Below are 19,948 nucleotides of genomic sequence, written 5' to 3'. Positions count from 1 at the left end.
GCTGATAGTCACCGGTAGTGCTTAGCCATCGGGTGCCCCTCGGGCAACCCTTCAGGCTTTTTGACCGGCGGTTAATGAAGCTTTAACGTTAAATTTGGCGATAAATTGCCGGTTCAAAGGTTTAGTGCGCGACGTTCATCAAAGATTTTCGGTCAGCGGCCAATAGAAATCTGGCGGAATTCCCGCCTCGGCACGCTTTTCTTCGTTGAAGGGCGACTTGAGCGCGCCATGAAAATATTTGCGAACCAACCCGTGAAACGCTTCCTTTGGGTCCAATTCATGACGACCACAAAGGAAATGGAACCACTTTGATCCATAAGCCACATGTGCAACCTCTTCAGCATAGATCGTCTCAAGCGCTTCAACGGCCTGCTTGGCCTTCGCACTTTTGAACACCTGAATCATATTGGGGGTCACATCCAGCCCGCGCGCCTCTAAAACCATGGGTACAACAGCAAGGCGACCCATGAAGTCGTCCACCGTATCCTCTGCTGCGCGCCACATTCCTGCATGGGCGGGCAAGGCCCCATAGTGGCTATCCAATGCTTCAAGACAATCGCACATCAGGTTGAAATGTTTGGATTCATCGTCCGCGGCGTTGACCCAATCATCGTAAAACCCCATCGGCATTCTGATAGCGGTAAATCGCGCAATGATGTCCCAATGCAAATCAACCGCGTTCAGCTCGATGTGGGCGACAGCATGAAGCAAAGCGATCCGGCCCTCGGGTGAGCCGGGCTTGCGATGGGGCACATCGCGGGGCGATAGAAGTTCGGGCCTGTCGGGGCGGGCGGGACGCAGAGGCGGGTTTGATGTGCCAATCACCGGCGTTTCACCGGCAGCGCGCGCGGCACGCCATTCGGCGGCATATTGATGCGATAGCGCGGTTTTTTCGCGGCCATCGGCGGTGCGCAGCACATTCTCTGCCATTTGAGCCAGCGCAATCATAGCGCGCGTACCGCGTCCAGAACCTCTTCTACGTGGCCGGCGACTTTTACCTTGCGCCAGATGCGAGCAATATTTCCATTTGCATCAATCAGATAGGTCGCGCGTTCGATCCCCATGGATTTTTTGCCATACATGTTTTTCTCGACCCAGACGCCATAGGCTTCGGTCACGGCACCGTCGATATCCGCCAGCAACGGAACGGTCAGCGCATGTTTAGCTGCAAAGCGGTCGTGCTTTGCCATCGTATCGCGGGAAACGCCAAAAACAATGGCACCCGCATTCTCAAACGCTGGCAACTGCTCCGAAAAACCGATGGCTTCCTTTGTGCAGCCCGGTGTATTGTCGCGCGGATAAAAGTATAAAACCACAGCCTTGCCCCGCAGATCGGAGAGCGAAATTTCGCCACCGCCCGTAACAGGAAGCTTAAAGTCTGGTGCAGGTTGGGAAATCTCTGGCATGGGTTACTTTCTTATGTATTGGAAGCTTTTGTCTGCGCTGTCATACTAGTCGGGCTTGGCGAAACTTAAAACCCAAGACGCCCCAATAGCCGGACGCTCATGCCAAACGCCAACCCAGCCTCCCGTACCCCCAAGCGGAAACGACTTTGGCAGGCGACCAAATGGTCGTTGCTGGTTATTACGCTGATCGTCGCGGCCATCTCTGGCACTGCTATCTATCTGATCCGTAGCCCGATCGTGGTGCCAGAGTGGCTGGAGACCCGTATCGAGGAGCGCTTTGCCCAAGATATGCCCCGGGCGCGGATCGGATTCGGTGAGATGGTATTGATTGTCGACAAAGGCTGGCGTCCGCGCATCAGGCTTAGGGATGTGAATATCGCCAATCCGGACGGCGTCAGCTTTGCTGCGTTTCGTGAAGTGCAGGCCAGTTTTTCCGTGCAGGGGCTTTTGGCCGGCGAGGTGCAGCCCCAGAATATTTCAATGTCCGGCGTGGTCGCAAACCTACGACGTGATCTTGACGGCCGGGTCGCGCTAAGCGCGAGCACGGGGGATGCGCCAGCGGAGCGGCGCGCAGCGACCATGCCTCAACTGATTGGACAGCTCGATGCGGTGTTCGAGGCCAAGGCCATGCGCAGGTTGCGGTCGATCGAGCTACGCGCCCTGACGCTGCGCTACACCGATCTGCAGTCTGATAGGATGTGGACAGTGGATGGCGGACGCATGTTGCTGGATCGGGACGGGACGCGTCTGGACATCACGGCGGAGCTTGCCGTTTTGGGCGGGGGTGCCGATGTGGCGACGCTTTCGGCAAGCTATACCAGCAAGCTTGGCGATACTGCGTCGCAGTTTGGTGTGAATTTCGACGGGGTGAGTGCGGCCGACATCGCGATCCAAAGTCCCGCTTTCGCTTGGCTGAACATATTGCGCGCACCCATCTCGGGTTCTGTGCGCAGCAGCCTTGATGACGACGGCACCTTTGAGCCGCTGAACGCCACGTTGCAAATTGGCGCGGGGGTCGTGCAGCCGAGCGAAAGCGCGACGCCCATTCCCTTTGATGGTGCACGTAGCTATTTCAGCTATGATCCTGACCAACGCTTGCTGCGGTTTGATGAATTATCTGTCGAAAGCAAGTGGGTGTCGGGGCGGATCGAAGGCGACGCGACGTTGGGCATCGACGCAAGCGGCAAGCTGGGGCAGTTGGTGGCGCAAGTCCGCTTGCGGGACCTGGTCGCTGATCCTGCGGATCTCTACGTTACGCCTGTGTCGATCGAGGGTGCCGACGTCGATGCGAAAATAACTTTCAATCCGTTCCACATGTCTGTCGGACGCATGGATATACTCGACGGGGATACGACCCTGAACCTGTCGGGCGATCTGCGCGCCGGCACGCAGGGGTGGCAGGTGGCGTTGGATGCGGGATTGAACGCGTTGAAGCCCGAACGCCTGCTGAAGCTTTGGCCGGAGAACGTCAAACCAAAGACGCGCAAATGGGTGGCCGACAACGTCTATGCTGGCGCGCTGAGCGACGTCGATCTTGCTTTTCGGCTGAAGCCGGGTGAGGCACCCCAAACCTATCTCGATTTTGATTTTCAGGGGGCGGAGGTACGTTTTTTGCGTACGATGCCAAATGTTACGTCGGGCAGCGGTCATGCGAGCCTGTCGGCAAACCGCTTTGTGGTGAGTGTGGACAGCGGCACCATCACGCCGCCTGACGCGACGCCGGTATCGGTGAACGGAACGTCCTTTATAATGCCCGATGTCACGGTCAAGGATGGCCCCCCCGGCATTGTCAGGCTTCAGGCCGAGGCTGAAATCACCTCTATCCTGTCGCTGTTGAACCGGCCACCGCTTCACGCAATGGATAAGGCTAATCTGCCCGTCGATATCGTTGATGCCGTGGCTGACGTGTCCGGGACCTTGTCGTTTCCGATGAAGAAAGGGTCCGACCCGAAACTTACGATTTTTGACGTCAACGGAACGCTGGCCGACTTTAAAAGCGATCGCTTGGTCAAAGGTCGGTCGCTGCGCGCCGATGTGCTGACCCTGAATGCGTCCAACACCGGCCTTAAAATCAAGGGGCAAGGGCAGCTTGATGGGGTGCGTTTTAACGGTGAATGGGCCCAACCCTTTGGCAAACCGGGGGCTGCCAGCAGTGTAAGGGCGGATATCGCGCTGAACGCACAGACGCTGGAACGCTTCAATATTGCACTGCCCCCCGATACCGTGAGTGGCGAGGGTCGGGCTTGGTTCGCGATGGACTTGGTCAAAGGCAAAACGCCCAAGTTTTCTGTCTCCTCCGACCTGAGCGGGCTGCGCCTTTCGGTGCCGCAGATCGGCTGGACGAAGTCCCAATCGCAAACTGGCAAGCTTGAAATAGCGGGACTGTTCGGGCCAGTTCCCGACATTGATACGTTGAAAATTAACGCGCCGGGTCTGACAGCGCATGGTGACGTGACGCTCAAACCAAGCGGCGGATTGGATCGGTTGCGCCTTCACCGATTGTCTGTCGGGAATTGGTTGGACGTGCCCGTCGATCTCATAGGGCAGGGAGCCGGGCGACCCGTTCAGGTTATGATAAAAGGTGGGAGCCTGGATCTGCGGAAAGCGCGCTTTGGCAAGACCGAACCCAGCCGTGTCGCCAGCCCGCCCATGCGGGTGGCGTTGGACCGTTTGCAGGTGACGGACACGATTGCGTTGACCGACATGACAGGTGAATTTGACGTCGCTCGTGGCTTGGATGGGCAATTTAGTGCAGCGTTGAATGATGGCACTGGGGTCTCGGGGCGCGTTGTGCCCAGGAATGGTCGTAGTGCAGTTCAGTTGACTGCAACCGATGCGGGCGGGGTTTTGCGTTCCGCCAATATCGCGAAACAGGTGCATGGTGGCGCATTGTCGCTGACCTTGGTGCCGGTCGGTTCGGATGGTGCCTTTGATGGGCATGCAGAGATAAAAGACGTGCGGATTAAAGATGCACCAACCATTGCCGCCCTTGTAAACGCTGTATCTGTCGTGGGATTGATCAACGAATTGAACGGCGACGGTATATATTTTGATACGGTCGAAGCTGATTTTCGCCTCTCCTCCAATCGGGTCAATCTGACACAAGCCAGCGCAACGGGCGCGTCGCTTGGCATTTCGATGGACGGGGTTTTTGCCACTGACACAGGGCAAATGGCCTTGCAGGGGGTGATCTCTCCCGTCTATTTGCTGAATGGCATTGCAAGCTTTTTGACCCGCAAGGGGGAGGGGTTGTTGGGCTTTAACTATACAATCGGGGGGACGGTACAATCGCCGTCTGTATCGGTTAATCCCTTGTCGGGTTTGCTGCCGGGCGCGCTTCGCGATATTTTTAGGTCGGCGCCGAGGACGACGCCAAGTCAGCCAGGGACCTTGCAACCCGCACCTGTCGCACCCGCACCGCAAAAACCTGTTGCTGAACGCTTTGAGGGGCGCTAACCGGCGAGGATGAAACTCAGTGACTTTGACTTCGACCTGCCTGAACGCCTGATCGCCACGCGGCCCGCGGTGCCGCGGACAGCAGCCAAAATGTTGGTTGCGCACAACGATGCCATCATCGACAGCACCGTATCCCGGATCACGGACTGGTTGCGCCCCGGTGATAGGCTCGTGCTGAACGACACCCGTGTGATCCCCGCGCGGTTGACCGGGTATCGTAGCCGCGACAGCGCCCAAGGGCACGTGCAGGCGCGTATTGAAGTGACCTTGTTGGAGCCGCGCGGCGATTCCGATTGGACTGCATTGATTAAGCCCCTGAAAAAGCTGAAGCTTTTTGAAGCGGTTGTCTTCAGCAGTGACCTTTCTGCGCGACTGGAAGGGATAGAGAACGGACAAGGCGTGTTGCGCTTTAACTGTACCGGACCAGATTTCGATTCTGCGCTCAATAGCGCGGGCGCGATGCCATTGCCGCCTTATATCGCGGGCAAAAGACCTGCCGACGCGCAGGATTTGACGGATTATCAAACCGTGTTTGCCAGAAAAGCCGGGGCCGTCGCGGCACCGACGGCCTCGCTTCACTTTGATCAAATGCTGCTTGATCAATTGGCTGCTATGGGAGTCGATTTCAGCCATGTCACACTGCACGTTGGCGCGGGTACCTTTCTTCCGGTTAAAGTCGACGATATTGCCGACCATAAGATGCACAGCGAATGGGGGCAGGTGAGCGCGCAAGCGGCCGCCGAGATTATCGAGACCAAAGCCGCTGGAGGGCGGGTCATACCCGTCGGCACAACCGCGTTGCGGCTGGTCGAGACAGCGGCGCGATCGGGCATTATCCAGCCGTGGGAAGGAGATACAGATATTTTCATCACCCCGGGGTTTGAATTTAACGTCGCAGACGCTTTGATGACGAATTTCCATCTTCCCAAATCAACTCTCATGATGCTCGTCTCGGCATTGATGGGGCAAAAAACTGTACAAAACATTTACAAGCATGCGATTGAATCGAATTATAGGTTTTTCTCCTATGGTGATGCGTCCTTGCTTTTCCCTAAGACGTAAATAAGCGCCTGAACGTCGTTGAGGGGGGTGACACCTACCGTGATCGTCGTCAGGGAGGGATCACGTGGTGTTAAAGGATTCGTAAGATGCTTCAGGTACTGACCAGCGCATGGGCGCTTTTGTTGGGCATGTGTTTGCTGATGGTGGGCAACGGCATGCAGGGTACGCTTTTGGGTATCAGAGGCGGGATCGAAGCATTTTCGACGTTTGAAATGTCGATTGTCATGTCGGCATATTTCGTGGGCTTTCTGGGCGGGTCGAGGATGGCACCTGGTATGATCCGTCGGGTTGGACACGTCCGCGTCTTTGCCGCGCTGGCGTCGATGATTTCTGCCGTCATGATCTTGTATCCGACGTTCCCCAATGTCTTGGTTTGGTCCGCCGGACGCGTACTGATTGGTTTTTGTTTTTCTGCCGTCTACGTCACGGCGGAAAGTTGGCTAAATAACGCTGCGACAAACGAAAATCGCGGTCAGGCGTTGTCTTTGTATATGATCGTGCAGACGTTTGGCATCGTGATTGCCCAGGCATTGCTGCTCACAGCGGATCCGTCGGGCTTTGTGCTTTTTGTAATTCCGTCTGTTCTGGTAAGCGTCGCTGTTACCCCGATTTTGCTGTCGATCAGTCCCACGCCTGCGTTCGATACGACTAAACCGATGAGCCTGCGTGAATTGGCCGGGTTTTCCCCGCTTGGCTGCGTTGGGATGTTCCTATTGGGCGGTGTTTTCTCGGCGCAGTTCGGCATGGCATCGGTTTACGGCGCTGAGGCGGGGCTGACGGTCGCGCAAATTTCGATATTTGTCGCGACGTTTTTTGTTGGGTCGGTCATCCTGCAATATCCAATCGGATGGATGTCAGACCGCATGGATCGTCGCCTTCTGATTGTAATTACATCGGTGATTGGTGGTATCGGATCCATCGTCGGGATGCTGCTGGGGCATAACTTTACGATCCTTTTACTGACAGCCTTTGTTGTCGGTGGCATGTCTAACCCGCTGTATTCCCTTCTTATTGCGCACACGAATGATTTTCTTGAACCAGAGGATATGGCCGCCGCGTCTGGTGGAATGATCTTTATTAATGGACTGGGGGCGATCTTGGGGCCTGTCATTACCGGTTGGATGATGGGTACGGCGCTTGGGCCGGGGGGGTTCTACCTTTTTACGGCGGTCTTGTTTTTCGCCTTGTCCATGTATGCATCCTATCGCGCGACCGTGCGACCGGCCGTCCCTACCGATGAAACGGGCAATTACATTCCCATCTACCCAGCTGCGACAACCGTCGCGGTGGAGCTTGCGCAAGAATATGCCATTGAAAGCGAACAGGCTGCTGACGCCGACGCGCCCTAGACGTTCTGCGCGGTCGCTATAGTTTGTACATAGAGCAGACCAGAATGATAATCGCAGACAAGAACGAAAGGGCGCGGAATATGAAAACGGCAGAAGAGGTCCGAGAGTTTTGGATTGATCAAGTCGGACCGGAAGGCTGGTATGCCGTCCGGGAAGAATTGGACGACGCAATTCGCACGCAGTTCTTAGAGACATGGGAACTCATCGGGACTGGCCGCTTGGATAGCTGGTTGACCCGTGCAGAAGGGGCGCTGGCCTATCTCATTTTGGCCGACCAATTTCCCCGCAACATGTTTAGGGAGAGCGGACGCGCGTTTTCGACCGATGTGCGCGCCCTTAAAGCAGCGCAAACAGTTGTTCGCAAGGAATGGGACCAGTTGATTGACGCGCCCGCGCGGCAGTTCTTTTACCTTCCATTCATGCATTCGGAAAGTTTGACCGATCAAGATCACTGTGTTCGTTTGATTTGTGAGCGGATGCCGGGTGCCGGCGACACATTGATGCATGCTCAAGCCCATCGACATGTGATCCGAAAGTACGGCAGGTTTCCCTATCGCAATGATGTCCTAGGGCGGCGATCGACCCCGGCCGAGTCCGCTTACCTGAACGCAGGCGGGTATGCGCACACTTTGCGCTCAATGGCATGAGCCCTGCGTCTGCAGCGTCCACTGAATTCTCCGAGTTGCCGCCAATCGTAAGATAGTTTACCACTAAACTAAATTTCAATACGTGCTGCGAGGTTGCATAATGGCTGCTAAATCCTTTGATTTGATTGTGATCGGTGCGGGCCCTGGGGGCTATGTTGCTGCCATCCGTGGTGCCCAACTGGGACTATCTGTTGCGATCGTCGAACGAGAGCATCTAGGTGGCATTTGTCTTAATTGGGGCTGTATTCCGACCAAAGCGCTTTTACGATCATCCGAGGTGTTCCATCTGATGCAACGTGCCAGCGAGTTTGGACTTAAGGCGGATAATATCGGCTATGATCTGGATGCGGTGGTCAAGCGGTCGCGCAAGGTCGCGGGGCAGCTGTCGGGCGGTATCGGCCACTTGATGAAAAAGAACAAAGTCGCGGTGTTTATGGGCAGTGCGAGTCTGGCTGGCAAAGGCAAAGTCACTGTTAAGGCGAAAGAGGGCGAGGAGACGCTGACCGCCAAGAACATAGTTCTTGCGACGGGGGCACGAGCGCGGAACCTCCCCGGTCTGGAGGCAGACGGTAAACGTGTATGGATGTATAAAGACGCACTTCAGCCACCCCACATGCCGAAAAAGCTGCTTGTGATCGGCTCTGGCGCGATTGGTATCGAATTTGCGAGTTTCTACAACACTTTGGGCGCAGACACGACCGTGGTCGAAGTGATGGACCGCATTCTGCCGGTAGAGGACGAAGAGATCAGCAAATTCGCGAAAAAGCAGTTTGAAAAACAGGGCATGAAAATCATGCAGAAATCTGTCGTCAAACAGCTGGACCGTGCTGACGACAAGGTGACGGCGCATATTGAAACAGGCGGAAAAGTAACCAAGCACGAATTCGATACAGTGATTTCCGCTGTAGGTATTGTTGGAAACGTTGAAAATCTGGGGCTCGAAGATCTGGGTGTAAAGATCGACCGCACACATGTTGTGACGGATGAATATTGCCGCACCGGTGTCGACGGGCTGTACGCCATTGGAGATATAGCAGGCGCCCCTTGGCTGGCGCATAAAGCGTCTCATGAGGGTGTGATGGTCGCAGAGCTCATCGCCGGTCAGCATCCGCATCCGGTCAAGCCGGAATCCATCGCCGGATGTACCTACTGTCATCCGCAAGTTGCGTCGGTCGGCTATACAGAAGCGAAAGCCAAGGAGCTTGGCTTTGATGTTAAGGTCGGACGTTTCCCCTTTATTGGCAACGGCAAGGCGATTGCCCTAGGCGAACCGGAAGGCATGATCAAAACCGTCTTTGATGCCAAAACCGGAGAATTGCTAGGGGCGCATATGGTGGGTGCGGAGGTGACCGAACTGATCCAAGGTTATGTGGTGGGGCGTCAGCTGGAAACCACCGAAGAAGACTTGATGAACACGGTCTTCCCCCATCCGACTCTTTCAGAGATGATGCATGAATCCGTGCTCGACGCGTATGGGCGTGTCATTCACATGTAGGTTGCGCTAGCGCATATGTGGTAGTCTTATTTTGCAACGCCCGGTGACATCTCCAATGTTATCGGGCGTTTGGCGTTTTTGGGGCGCATGAAATTGGACTGCGATACAGGTGTTCCTCTTGTGTTCTTAATTTTCCATTGGAGAATCCGTATCACGCACCTATGTACTAAGCGTTAACGGGGGTCCGATATGGCTGAGCTAAAGAACATCGAAGTGCGCGGCGCGCGCGAGCACAATCTTAAAAACATCGATGTGGATATTCCGCGCGATAAGTTGGTCGTGATCACTGGCCTTTCAGGGTCAGGTAAATCGAGCTTGGCCTTCGATACGATTTATGCGGAAGGCCAGCGGCGCTATGTCGAGTCGCTGAGCGCCTATGCCCGCCAGTTCCTTGATATGATGCAGAAACCTGATGTGGATCATATCAGCGGCCTGTCTCCCGCGATTTCGATCGAACAAAAGACGACGTCAAAGAACCCGCGGTCGACCGTGGGGACGGTGACTGAAATCTACGACTATATGCGTTTGCTTTTCGCGCGCGTTGGCACGCCTTATTCTCCCACGACTGGCAAGCCGATCGAGGCGCAGCAGGTGCAGGACATGGTCGACCGGATCATGACCATGCCAGAGGGGACGCGGGCCTTCCTGCTGGCACCGATTATTCGTGACCGTAAAGGCGAATACCGCAAGGAGTTCCTTGAACTGCGCAAACAGGGTTTCCAGCGCGTTAAGGTGAACGGAGAATTTTACGAGTTAGACGAGCCGCCCACGCTGGATAAAAAATTCCGTCATGACATCGACGTTGTTGTCGACCGTATTGTCGTGCGCGAGGGGCTAGAGACGCGGTTGGCAGACTCCCTGCGTACCGCGCTTGATCTGGCGGATGGTATTGCTGTGCTAGAAACCGCCCCCGCCGAGGGCGAGCCCGAGCGCCATACTTTCAGCGAAAAATTCGCCTGTCCCGTGAGCGGCTTTACGATCCCCGAGATCGAGCCGCGGCTGTTTTCATTCAACGCTCCTTTCGGTGCCTGTCCGTCTTGTGATGGTCTGGGCAAAGAGTTGTTTTTTGATGAACGCCTTGTCGTTCCAGATCAAAACCTCAAGGTGTATGACGGCGCACTGGCCCCGTGGCGCAAGGGTAAGTCCCCGTATTTCCTGCAAACTATCGAAGCTATCGCGAAACACTATAAATTTAGTGAAAATACGCGGTGGAAAGACCTGCCGGAAAACGTCCAGCAGGTTTTCTTGCGCGGTTCCGGCAAGGAAGAGATCAAGTTCCGCTATGACGAAGGCGGCCGCGTCTACGAGGTCAGCCGCGTTTTCGAAGGGGTGATCCCCAATATGGAGCGCCGCTACCGCGAAACGGACAGCAACTGGATCCGTGAAGAATTCGAACGCTACCAGAACAACCGTCCCTGTGGCACCTGCAACGGCTACCGCCTGCGTCCCGAAGCCTTGGCGGTCAAGATCGGTCCGTCCGACGGAAAGCCCGAGACGCTGCTCCATGCGGGCCAGGTCGTGCAAATGTCGATCCGCGAGGCTTTCGATTGGTGCACCAACGTGCCCGATTATCTGACCGTGCAAAAGAACGAAATTGCGCGTGCGATCCTCAAGGAAATCCGCGAGCGGCTGGGGTTCCTAAACAATGTCGGGCTGGAGTATCTGACGCTGGCGCGCTCTAGCGGGACTCTGAGCGGCGGGGAAAGCCAACGTATCCGTCTTGCCTCGCAGATCGGGTCGGGGCTCACGGGGGTGCTATATGTGCTCGACGAACCTTCCATCGGCCTGCATCAGCGTGACAATGATCGTCTGTTGCAAACGCTCAAGAACTTGCGCGATCAAGGCAACACAGTGATTGTTGTCGAACATGACGAAGAAGCGATCCGCGAGGCGGATTATGTCTTTGATATCGGTCCGGGTGCCGGGGTTCATGGCGGGCGCGTCGTCAGCCATGGGACAGCCGAAGAGGTTGCGAATGACCCGAATTCATTGACGGGCCAGTATCTAACCGGCAAGCGTGAAATTGCGGTGCCTGCCAAACGGCGCAAAGGCAACAAAAAGAAAATCCGCGTGGTCAAGGCCACGGGGAATAACCTGCAAAACGTGACGGTGGATTATCCACTGGGGAAGTTCGTCTGTGTGACGGGCGTGTCGGGCGGCGGTAAATCGACGCTGACCATCGAGACGCTGTTCAAGACCGCGTCCATGAACCTGAACGGTGCCCGCCAGACGCCCGCGCCCTGCGAAACCATCAAAGGCCTCGAGCATCTGGATAAGGTGATCGACATCGACCAGCGGGCAATCGGACGCACACCGCGGTCGAACCCCGCAACTTACACCGGTGCGTTCACCCCGATCCGCGACTGGTTTGCCGGTCTGCCCGAAGCCAAGGCGCGCGGGTACAAGCCCGGACGCTTCAGCTTTAACGTCAAGGGCGGGCGCTGCGAGGCGTGTCAGGGCGACGGTGTCATCAAGATCGAGATGCACTTCTTGCCGGATGTCTATGTCGAATGCGAAACCTGTAAAGGCCAGCGCTATAACCGCGAAACGCTTGAGGTGAAGTTTAAGGGCAAATCCATTGCTGACGTGCTGGATATGACCGTCGAAGATGCGCAGGGTTTCTTTCAGGCGGTGCCAAGCATCCGCGAGAAGATGGATGCCCTGATGCGCGTGGGCCTTGGCTACATCAAGGTGGGCCAGCAGGCGACCACGCTGTCAGGCGGCGAAGCGCAGCGCGTCAAGCTATCGAAAGAGCTCAGCAAACGGTCGACGGGGCGAACGTTGTATATTCTGGATGAACCCACCACAGGGCTGCATTTCGAAGACGTACGTAAGCTGCTGGAGGTGCTGCACGAGCTGGTGGATCAGGGGAATTCGGTGGTCGTCATTGAACACAACCTCGATGTGATCAAGACCGCCGATTACATCATCGACATTGGTCCCGAAGGCGGGGACGGTGGCGGACAGGTGGTGGCAACCGGCACGCCTGAACAGGTCGCCGAGGTAGAGGGAAGCTATACCGGGTATTACCTCAAGCAGATGCTCGCCCCGCGTAAGGTTGCCGCTGAATAGTCGGCTTGTCGCACCAAACATAGGTACGAGAAAAAATGCCCCGTCCTTCACAGGCGGGGCATTTTTTATGAGTTATTATAGTTTTAGGTTTAATTCAAAAGCCGAGAGGCAAGGCCGATCAACGCGAGGACGTCGTTGGTCCGTGGGTCGACGGCGTAGATATAACCATTGTTCTGGACATAGCGATCATACCGGGTGAGGCCGTGGGTGTGGGGGCGTTCAACCAGAACATAGTGGGTCAGCCTGTCGCCTTTGGCGTGCTTGTGCTTGCTATGGCCTTTCGCCAGATGACGTCCGTTGTCACTGTGGCTCTTTTCGTGCTTTTTGACGGCTTTCTTATATTCTTTGACAGCCTTCTTATGCTGCTTGTCGTGCTTGTCATGACTGATCAGCGTCGCCTGTGGGGTAGCACCGATAAAATGCCCCTGCGCGCCATAGGTGGCAGCGCCGGCCTGTACAGCAGGGCTAAATGCCAGCACGGCAAAGGCGCTTGCAGCTAGGGTAAGGGTTTTCATACTCGTTCTCCGTTCACTGTGTCGATACAGTAACGAACGAACTGGCATCGGGTTTCCGTCGCTTAATCTTGCGGCGGAAACCCGTTTGTCATGACGCGTGGTCAGCCGTTGCGGCCGCGTGTTTCAAAGCGGGGCAGCATGGCCGAGAAATCTTTGCCACTGCCGTCTTCATTCTCGACAAACTGAGCGTAGAGCGCACGCGCCAGCTCGCCCATTGGGGTATCCGCGTTTGCCATCTCTGCGGCCTGCTGGGACAGACCAAGGTCTTTGAGCATCAGTTCGGCGGCAAATCCGGGCGTATAGCCGTTATCGGCAGGCGAGGTGGGGCCAACACCGGGCGCAGGGCAATAGGCGTTCATTGACCAGCTATACCCCGACGACGTGCTGACGACGTCGAACATTTTTTGTCGATCCAGCCCCAGTTTGTCGGCCAGCGCAAAGGCCTCGCAGGTGGCGATCATCGTAACACCAAGGATCATGTTATTGCAGATTTTCGCGGCCTGACCTGCACCGGCATCGCCGCAATGCACGGCCTTTTGTCCCATGATGTCGAACAGGGGCTTGGCGTTGGCGAACGCCTCTTCTGAGCCGCCGGCCATGAAGGTCAACGTGCCGCCAGAGGCCCCGCCAATACCGCCGGAGACAGGTGCGTCAACGGCCATAATGCCCTTGTCTTCAGCGGCTTGCGCGGTGTTCTTCGCGCTTTCAACATCCACGGTGGAACAGTCGATAAATAGGGTGCCTTGCGCCATATGCGGAATTGCCTGTGCTGCCACCTGCCGCAAGATCGACCCGTTGGGAAGCATGGTGATGACCGCGTTCATGCCAGCGACAGCGGCTTCTAGGCTGTCTGCAACGCGCACGCCTTCCGCAGTGGTGCCCGCGACATCAAAGCCCGCCACATCATGCCCCGCTTTGGCGAGATTGGTCGCCATCGGTGCGCCCATATTGCCCAGCCCGATAAATCCGATCTTCATGCTCATGTCGTTTTCTCCAGTGTCAGGGCGTCTTCGGCCAGCGGGCGCAGCATCTTGGCTGTCGCGGCAAGCGGGACGTTCATATCGGCGAATTGCCAGCTTGGGTTACGGTCCTTGTCGATGATCGCGGCGCGGATGCCTTCCAGAAAATCGCCATGCTCCATCGCGCGGAAGGTAAAGCGATATTCCATATCCAGCGCCTTTTCGATGCTTAGCGACGGGCCGCGCAGACGGTGAATGATCTCTATAGTGCAGGCCATCGCTAGGGGGCTGCTGCGTTGCATTTTCTTGAGCGTGTCGGCGGCAAAGGCGCTGTCTGATGCGCGCAGGGCATTAAGGATATCGGCCAGTGTCTCGCCCGCGAAGAAGCTGTCAATCTCTTCGGCCTGCGCCGCCAGAGCGGAGGCGGGGGGCGTCGTGCTCGCGGTTGCCAGTATAGCGACATCGCCAGAGTTCTCTAGCGCGGCGATCACATCAGGCCAATTTAGCTCTGCAATGTAAGTATCTGAAAAGCCTGCATAAATCGCATCTTCACCCTTCATTCGTGACGCCGTCGTACCCAGATATTCACCCACCCGTCCAGGGGCCAGCGCCAGCATCAGGCTGCCACCTACATCGGGCACCAGACCAATGCCGCATTCCGGCATCGCGATCTGGCTGCTTTCTCCCACGATCCGGTGCGACCCATGGCATCCGATACCGACACCGCCGCCCATCGTGAACCCCTGCAGAAAGGATACAACCGGCTTAGGGTAGGCGAAAATCTTGGCGTTCAGACGATATTCATCGGCCCAGAACGTGCGCCCGTAGGCATAGTCGCCCTTGGTACCCGTGGCATAGAGTTCGGCAATATCACCGCCCGAGCAAAAGGCACGATCCCCTTCGGCATCTAGGATAATCAGATCAACATTCGGGTCATGTTGCCATGCGTCGAAAGCGTCTTCGATGGCGAGACACATGTCATAGGTCATGGCGTTCAGCGCCTTAGGGCGGGTCAGGGTAATCCGACCCGCGCGGCCTGAAATACGGATTGAGATATTGGTCATCGGTTTTTCAACATGTCGCGCGCGACAATGACCCGCATGATTTCGTTGGTGCCCTCAAGGATCTGGTGCACCCGTAGATCGCGCACCAGCTTTTCGATGCCGTAATCTGCCAGATAGCCATAGCCGCCATGCAGTTGCAGGCATTGATCCACGACTTTGCTGCCGGCTTCGGTCACGAACTTCTTGGCCATGGCGCAGAACTTCGTGGCATCAGGTGCGCCAGTGTCCAGCTTCCACGCAGCTTGCCGCAAGAACACACGGGCCGCCTGAAGTTCGATCTCCATCTCGGCAAGGCGAAACTGCAGTCCCTGAAACTGGTCGATGGGTTTGCCAAAGGCCTTGCGGTCGCCCATATAGTTCAGCGTTGCGGTCAGCGCGGTCTGCGCAGCTCCCAAGGAACAGGCGGCGATGTTCAAACGGCCCCCATCCAGCCCCATCATCGCATATTTGAAACCTTTGCCTTCTTCACCCACCAGATTTCCGGCAGGAATATTGCAATTGTCAAACTGCACCTGAGACGTCGGTTGGCTGCGCCAGCCCATTTTATCCTCTAGCCCGCCGAAGGAAAGCCCTTCGGTGCCGTCTTCGACATAGACAGTGGACACACCCGCCGCACCGTCATCCGACGTGCGCACCATCGCGACGTAAGCGTCGGAATATCCACCGCCCGAGATGAACGCTTTGGTCCCGTTCAGGCTGTAGCCTTCGTTCGTGCGTTCGCATTTCGTCTTGAGCGCCGCCGCATCAGAGCCGGATCCGGGCTCCGTCAGGCAATAGCTTAGCACCGTGTTCATGCTCAGGATGTCGGGCATGATCCGCGACTTGAGTGCGTCACTGGCAAAGCTGTCCAGCATTTTGGCGCACATGTTGTGGATTGACAAGAACGCCGCGACCGAAGGGCAGGCCATGCTGAGCGCCTCGAACACCAGCGTCGCGTCAAGCCGTGTCAAGCCAGATCCGCCCGCGTCCTCGGACACGTACAGCCCGCCAAATCCAAGCTCTGCAATTTTGGGCCAAAGGTCTTTGGGAATCGTTTCGTCTTTCTCCCACTGGCGGGCGAAAGGGGCGATGTGGTCCTGGCCAAAACCATAGGCCATATCGAAAATCGCGGTTTGCTCTTCTGAAAGTGCGAAATCCATAAACGGTGATCCCTCCCAAGACCGGTCGAATTGAACGTATGTTAAATTGTAAGCACGACCAAGGCGATCACGCAAGCACCCTCCGGCGGGGAAACCGCCGAAGGGTAGGGATAGGGCTTATTCCATCGGTTTGAAGTTGAACTCGCCACCTTCTTTGATGCCCGAGGGCCAGCGCGAGGTCACGGTTTTGGTGCGTGTGTAGAATTTGAACGCATCCGGACCGTGCTGGTTAAGATCGCCAAAGACCGATTTTTTCCAGCCACCGAAGGTGTGGTAGGCCAGCGGCACGGGGATTGGCACGTTGATGCCGATCATGCCGACGTTCACGCGGGCGGCAAAATCACGGGCCGCGTCGCCGTCACGGGTAAAGATCGCGGTGCCGTTGCCCATTTCGTGATCCATCGCGAGGCCAAGCGCCTCTTCGTAGGTCTTTGCACGTACGGTGGATAGAACCGGCCCGAAGATTTCGTGCTTGTAGATGTCCATGTCGGGGGTGACGTTGTCAAAGAGGTGCGGGCCGACAAAGAAGCCTTCCTCGTAGCCTTGCAGCTTAAAGTCGCGCCCGTCGACAACCAGCGTGGCACCCTGATCAACACCGGTCTGCACCAGGCGTTCGATGTTGGCCTTTGCGGCTGCGGTGACCACAGGGCCGTAATCGACATCATTGCCCGAGGTATAGGGCCCGACTTTCAGCTTTTCGATGCGCGGCACCAGCTTTTCGATCAGACGATCAGCGGTTTCGTCGCCCACAGGCACCGCGACCGAGATCGCCATGCAGCGTTCGCCCGCAGCACCATAGCCCGCGCCGATCAGCGCGTCGGCGGCTTGGTCCAGATCGGCGTCCGGCATGATGATCATATGGTTCTTGGCACCGCCAAAGCATTGAACCCGCTTACCATTCGCGCAGCCCGTGCCGTAGATATATTCGGCGATGGGGGTGGAGCCGACAAAGCCGACAGATTGAATGACAGGGTGATGCAGGATGGCGTCAACCGCTTCCTTGTCGCCGTTGACGACCTGAATGATGCCTTTGGGTAGGCCCGCTTCTTCCAGCAGTTCGGCCAGCATCAGGGGCACGGATGGATCACGCTCGGACGGTTTGAGGATGAAGGCGTTGCCGCAGACGATGGCGGGGGCAAACATCCACATCGGGATCATGGCCGGGAAGTTGAACGGGGTGATGCCCGCCGACACGCCCAAAGGCTGGCGCATGGAGTACATGTCGATGCCGGGGCCGGCGCTGTCGGTATAATCGCCCTTCAGCAGCTCTGGCGCGCCGATGCAGTATTCGACAACTTCCAGACCGCGCTGCACGTCACCGGCAGCATCCGGTAGCGTTTTGCCGTGTTCGCGGCTCAGTGCTTCGGCCAGCTTGTCCATATCGCGGTTCAGCAGGTCCACGAATTTCATCATGACCCGCGCGCGACGCTGGGGGTTCACCGCGGCCCATGCAGGCTGTGCTGCCATAGCGTATTGTACGGCCTGATCCAATTCAGATTCGTTGGCCAGCGGGCATTGGGCCTGCACTTCACCCGTGGCGGGGTTGTACACGTCTGCAAAGCGGCCTGAGGTGCCTTTGACGTGGGCGCCGTTCATGTAGTGGGTCAATTCTTGCATGGAATGCTCCTTTACTGCGTTTGGCGGCAGGTTAGGCTTGCAAAAAACAAAGTAAAAGGGGCATCGGTTCAAAATCGTTTTGCATTATTGCAAAGCCTTACGCGGGCTGAGAGGGTAGGGTGGGGCGCTGCCCCCGTCCTTCGGACGTCCCCGGAGTTTAAGGGCAAAATGAAGAGCGTGAGGGAGCGTGACAAATGATGGGAAACTGGGACGATCTGCGGCTGTTTCTGGCCGTCGCCCGCGAACAGAGCCTGTCAGGGGCAGGCAAACTGTTGCGGTTGGACCCAGCGACATTGGGGCGGCGTATGGCGCGGTTTGAAAAAGCCATGCAGGCGGTGCTCTTTGTGAAATCTCCGTCGGGCTATGCCTTGACCGAGGCGGGGACGCAGTTACTGGCCCGGGCCGAGGCCGCAGAGCAGGCGATGCGACAGGCCACGGCAGATGTTGCCGTGCCGTCAGATCAGTTGGCAGGGCAGATCAGGATCGGGGCCCCAGACGGGTGCGCCAACTATCTGTTGCCGCAGGTCTGTGCCCGTCTGGTGGCCGAGAATCCGGGGCTCGATATCCAGATCGTCGCCCTGCCGCGTGTGTTCAACCTGTCGCGGCGCGAGGCAGATATGGCGATCGGAGTCAGCGCGCCGACGGCGGGCAGGCTCGTGGTTCAGAAAATTGCCGACTACCAACTGCATCTTGCCGCTGCTGATAGCTATCTTGCGGAGCGCCCCGTGATACAAACGGTCGCCGATCTGCAGGGGCACCGGTTGGTGGGCTATATCCCTGATATGATTTTTGACCGCGAGCTTGATTATCTGGCGGCACTTGGCATGACGCGGGTGCCCTTGGCATCAAATTCAGTGTCAGTGCAGGTCAATATGATCCGTCAGGGTGGCGGGGTCGGGATCGTGCATGATTTCTCGCTTGCGGCGACGCCGGGGGTGACGCGCATTTTGACCAAGGATGTCAGCCTAAGGCGCGCATTTTATTTAATCCGCCACGAGGACGACCGCCGCAATCTGCGTCTGAGCCGTTTCGCAGAAGCATTGGCGCAGGGCGTCCGCGCCGAAGTCGCAAAACTGGAGGCAATTGCTTGACACGCAACAGTATTAAAGGGAACCTGACTTAAAGGTAATATTCTTGCGAAGGGGCCGATCATGCTAGTTTCCCAAATCCTCAAAACCAAGGCAGACGATAGTGTTACGACGGTCAAACCGGGGACACGGATCGCCCAAGCAGCGGCCATGTTGTCGGAAAAGCGGATCGGGACCTTGGTCGTGTCGGCGGATGGCAAAACCCCTGACGGTATCTTGTCAGAGCGTGACATCGTACGCACCCTTGGCCGCGAGGGCAGCGGCTGTCTGGACGACACCGTAGAGGCGCTGATGACGCGCGACCTGGTGACCTGTGCTATGAATGAAACCGCTGATGATATCCTTGCCAAGATGACCCAAGGCCGGTTCCGCCACATGCCCGTGGTGAAAGACGGCGAACTGATCGGGCTGATATCGCTTGGCGATGTGGTCAAGGCGCGTCTGATGGAGCTTTCGATGGAGAAAGACGCGCTTGAAGGAATGATCCGGGGGCACTAGCCCGGGCGAATTTAGCGTTGCATCTTTGTGGTGTAAATGCTTGCTTACACTCAGAATAACGACTTGAAATGACTGGACTCTCCCATGCGCGTTGGCCTTTACCCCGGCACCTTTGACCCGATTACTTTGGGCCATATCGATATCATCCGGCGGGCGGCGACGCTTGTTGACAAACTGGTGATTGGGGTCGCGATCAACCGTGACAAAGGACCGTTGTTCGAGCTGGAAGAACGCGTCGCCCAGATCGAAGAGGAATGTCGCAAGCTGAATGCGGAAACGGGTACAGAGATCGTTGTCCACCCGTTTGAAAACTTGTTGATCAATTGCGCCCATGATGTGGGGGCGCAAATTATTATTCGCGGGCTGCGTGCTGTGGCTGATTTTGAATATGAATATCAAATGGTCGGAATGAACCGGAAGCTCGATGATAGCGTCGAGACGGTATTCCTCATGGCCGAGGCCGAACATCAGGCGATTGCCAGCCGGTTGGTCAAGGAAATTGCCCGGCTTGGCGGGGACGTCAGCAAATTTGTGACGCCCGCCGTCAATGCCGAGCTGTTAAAGCGTTTTAAGCAGTAACG

The 19,948-nt window shown here is 56.8% G+C and carries 16 protein-coding genes; 9 read left to right on the top strand and 7 right to left on the bottom strand.

Going from position 1 to position 19,948, the window contains the following annotated elements; translation table 11 throughout:
* Positions 1-138: 138 nt before the first annotated feature.
* The gene (locus tag BLQ98_RS09260) at positions 139-948 is read right to left on the bottom strand and encodes a ferritin-like domain-containing protein (protein ID WP_093733065.1); all 810 of its coding nucleotides are present in this window, start codon (positions 946-948) and stop codon (positions 139-141) included.
* Positions 945-1,406, bottom strand: coding sequence for a peroxiredoxin (locus BLQ98_RS09255; protein WP_093733064.1), 462 nt, complete (start codon positions 1,404-1,406; stop codon positions 945-947). Before BLQ98_RS09255 ends, BLQ98_RS09260 begins: the two co-directional genes overlap by 4 nt.
* Before the next feature lie 99 nt (positions 1,407-1,505).
* Here BLQ98_RS09255 and BLQ98_RS09250 point away from each other — a divergent pair, with 99 nt between their 5' ends.
* The 6 genes from BLQ98_RS09250 to uvrA all read left to right on the top strand — a co-directional run bounded on the left by BLQ98_RS09250 (position 1,506) and on the right by uvrA (position 12,487).
* Positions 1,506-4,862 (top strand): YhdP family protein, encoded by a 3,357-nt coding sequence (locus tag BLQ98_RS09250; RefSeq protein WP_093733063.1) that lies wholly within the window; start codon positions 1,506-1,508, stop codon positions 4,860-4,862.
* Positions 4,863-4,871: 9 nt separating this feature from the next.
* A complete protein-coding gene (gene queA, locus BLQ98_RS09245) occupies positions 4,872-5,924 on the top strand; it encodes a tRNA preQ1(34) S-adenosylmethionine ribosyltransferase-isomerase QueA (RefSeq protein ID WP_093733062.1) in 1,053 nt (350 codons plus the stop codon).
* A gap of 86 nt (positions 5,925-6,010) precedes the next feature.
* Positions 6,011-7,273: an MFS transporter gene (locus BLQ98_RS09240; protein ID WP_093733061.1), complete on the top strand. Its 1,263-nt coding sequence runs from the start codon at positions 6,011-6,013 to the stop codon at positions 7,271-7,273.
* 80 nt (positions 7,274-7,353) lie between these two features.
* Complete coding sequence (locus BLQ98_RS09235; RefSeq protein ID WP_093733060.1) at positions 7,354-7,920, top strand: DUF924 family protein; 567 nt, start codon at positions 7,354-7,356, stop codon at positions 7,918-7,920.
* Positions 7,921-8,020: 100 nt separating this feature from the next.
* Positions 8,021-9,415: a dihydrolipoyl dehydrogenase gene (gene lpdA / locus BLQ98_RS09230; protein ID WP_093733059.1), complete on the top strand. Its 1,395-nt coding sequence runs from the start codon at positions 8,021-8,023 to the stop codon at positions 9,413-9,415.
* A gap of 189 nt (positions 9,416-9,604) precedes the next feature.
* Positions 9,605-12,487, top strand: coding sequence for an excinuclease ABC subunit UvrA (gene uvrA / locus BLQ98_RS09225; RefSeq protein WP_093733058.1), 2,883 nt, complete (start codon positions 9,605-9,607; stop codon positions 12,485-12,487).
* Positions 12,488-12,576: 89 nt separating this feature from the next.
* On the opposite strand, the gene BLQ98_RS09220 is transcribed toward uvrA, so the two are convergent.
* The 5 genes from BLQ98_RS09220 to BLQ98_RS09200 all read right to left on the bottom strand — a co-directional run bounded on the left by BLQ98_RS09220 (position 12,577) and on the right by BLQ98_RS09200 (position 17,781).
* Positions 12,577-13,002, bottom strand: a complete 426-nt coding sequence (locus BLQ98_RS09220) for a hypothetical protein (protein ID WP_093733057.1) — start codon at positions 13,000-13,002, stop codon at positions 12,577-12,579.
* A 101-nt stretch (positions 13,003-13,103) separates the two neighbouring features.
* Positions 13,104-13,979 carry a 3-hydroxyisobutyrate dehydrogenase gene (gene mmsB, locus BLQ98_RS09215; RefSeq protein WP_093733056.1) on the bottom strand — a complete coding sequence of 292 codons (876 nt, stop codon included), beginning with the start codon at positions 13,977-13,979 and terminating at the stop codon, positions 13,104-13,106.
* Between the two features lie 2 nt (positions 13,980-13,981).
* Positions 13,982-15,025 (bottom strand): enoyl-CoA hydratase/isomerase family protein, encoded by a 1,044-nt coding sequence (locus tag BLQ98_RS09210; protein ID WP_093733055.1) that lies wholly within the window; start codon positions 15,023-15,025, stop codon positions 13,982-13,984.
* The gene (locus BLQ98_RS09205; RefSeq protein WP_093733054.1) at positions 15,022-16,164 is read right to left on the bottom strand and encodes an acyl-CoA dehydrogenase family protein; all 1,143 of its coding nucleotides are present in this window, start codon (positions 16,162-16,164) and stop codon (positions 15,022-15,024) included. Before BLQ98_RS09205 ends, BLQ98_RS09210 begins: the two co-directional genes overlap by 4 nt.
* A gap of 117 nt (positions 16,165-16,281) precedes the next feature.
* The gene (locus BLQ98_RS09200; RefSeq protein WP_093733053.1) at positions 16,282-17,781 is read right to left on the bottom strand and encodes a CoA-acylating methylmalonate-semialdehyde dehydrogenase; all 1,500 of its coding nucleotides are present in this window, start codon (positions 17,779-17,781) and stop codon (positions 16,282-16,284) included.
* A 194-nt stretch (positions 17,782-17,975) separates the two neighbouring features.
* On the opposite strand from BLQ98_RS09200, the gene BLQ98_RS09195 reads away from it, so the two are divergent.
* The 3 genes from BLQ98_RS09195 (at position 17,976) to coaD (ending at position 19,946) form a co-directional block, all read left to right on the top strand.
* Entirely contained in the window at positions 17,976-18,872 is an 897-nt protein-coding gene (locus BLQ98_RS09195; RefSeq protein WP_093733052.1) for a LysR family transcriptional regulator, read from the top strand.
* Positions 18,873-18,932: 60 nt separating this feature from the next.
* Complete coding sequence (locus tag BLQ98_RS09190) at positions 18,933-19,367, top strand: CBS domain-containing protein (protein WP_093733051.1); 435 nt, start codon at positions 18,933-18,935, stop codon at positions 19,365-19,367.
* 84 nt (positions 19,368-19,451) lie between these two features.
* Positions 19,452-19,946, top strand: a complete 495-nt coding sequence (gene coaD / locus BLQ98_RS09185; protein ID WP_093733050.1) for a pantetheine-phosphate adenylyltransferase — start codon at positions 19,452-19,454, stop codon at positions 19,944-19,946.
* The last annotated feature ends 2 nt before the right edge of the window (positions 19,947-19,948 follow it).

The organism is Sulfitobacter litoralis, assembly GCF_900103185.1.
In the GTDB taxonomy this organism is placed as follows: domain Bacteria; phylum Pseudomonadota; class Alphaproteobacteria; order Rhodobacterales; family Rhodobacteraceae; genus Sulfitobacter; species Sulfitobacter litoralis.
Note: the sequence above shows the minus strand (reverse complement) of the source record. Positions and strands in the feature narration are given on the sequence as shown.

Coding starts and splice junctions, on each gene's coding strand:
- BLQ98_RS09260 (WP_093733065.1), bottom strand. CDS start 948: ATGATTGCGCTGGCTCAAATGGCAGAGAATGTGCTGCGCACCGCCGAT.
- BLQ98_RS09255 (WP_093733064.1), bottom strand. CDS start 1,406: ATGCCAGAGATTTCCCAACCTGCACCAGACTTTAAGCTTCCTGTTACG.
- BLQ98_RS09250 (WP_093733063.1), top strand. CDS start 1,506: ATGCCAAACGCCAACCCAGCCTCCCGTACCCCCAAGCGGAAACGACTT.
- queA (WP_093733062.1), top strand. CDS start 4,872: ATGAAACTCAGTGACTTTGACTTCGACCTGCCTGAACGCCTGATCGCC.
- BLQ98_RS09240 (WP_093733061.1), top strand. CDS start 6,011: ATGCTTCAGGTACTGACCAGCGCATGGGCGCTTTTGTTGGGCATGTGT.
- BLQ98_RS09235 (WP_093733060.1), top strand. CDS start 7,354: ATGAAAACGGCAGAAGAGGTCCGAGAGTTTTGGATTGATCAAGTCGGA.
- lpdA (WP_093733059.1), top strand. CDS start 8,021: ATGGCTGCTAAATCCTTTGATTTGATTGTGATCGGTGCGGGCCCTGGG.
- uvrA (WP_093733058.1), top strand. CDS start 9,605: ATGGCTGAGCTAAAGAACATCGAAGTGCGCGGCGCGCGCGAGCACAAT.
- BLQ98_RS09220 (WP_093733057.1), bottom strand. CDS start 13,002: ATGAAAACCCTTACCCTAGCTGCAAGCGCCTTTGCCGTGCTGGCATTT.
- mmsB (WP_093733056.1), bottom strand. CDS start 13,979: ATGAAGATCGGATTTATCGGGCTGGGCAATATGGGCGCACCGATGGCG.
- BLQ98_RS09210 (WP_093733055.1), bottom strand. CDS start 15,025: ATGACCAATATCTCAATCCGTATTTCAGGCCGCGCGGGTCGGATTACC.
- BLQ98_RS09205 (WP_093733054.1), bottom strand. CDS start 16,164: ATGGATTTCGCACTTTCAGAAGAGCAAACCGCGATTTTCGATATGGCC.
- BLQ98_RS09200 (WP_093733053.1), bottom strand. CDS start 17,781: ATGCAAGAATTGACCCACTACATGAACGGCGCCCACGTCAAAGGCACC.
- BLQ98_RS09195 (WP_093733052.1), top strand. CDS start 17,976: ATGATGGGAAACTGGGACGATCTGCGGCTGTTTCTGGCCGTCGCCCGC.
- BLQ98_RS09190 (WP_093733051.1), top strand. CDS start 18,933: ATGCTAGTTTCCCAAATCCTCAAAACCAAGGCAGACGATAGTGTTACG.
- coaD (WP_093733050.1), top strand. CDS start 19,452: ATGCGCGTTGGCCTTTACCCCGGCACCTTTGACCCGATTACTTTGGGC.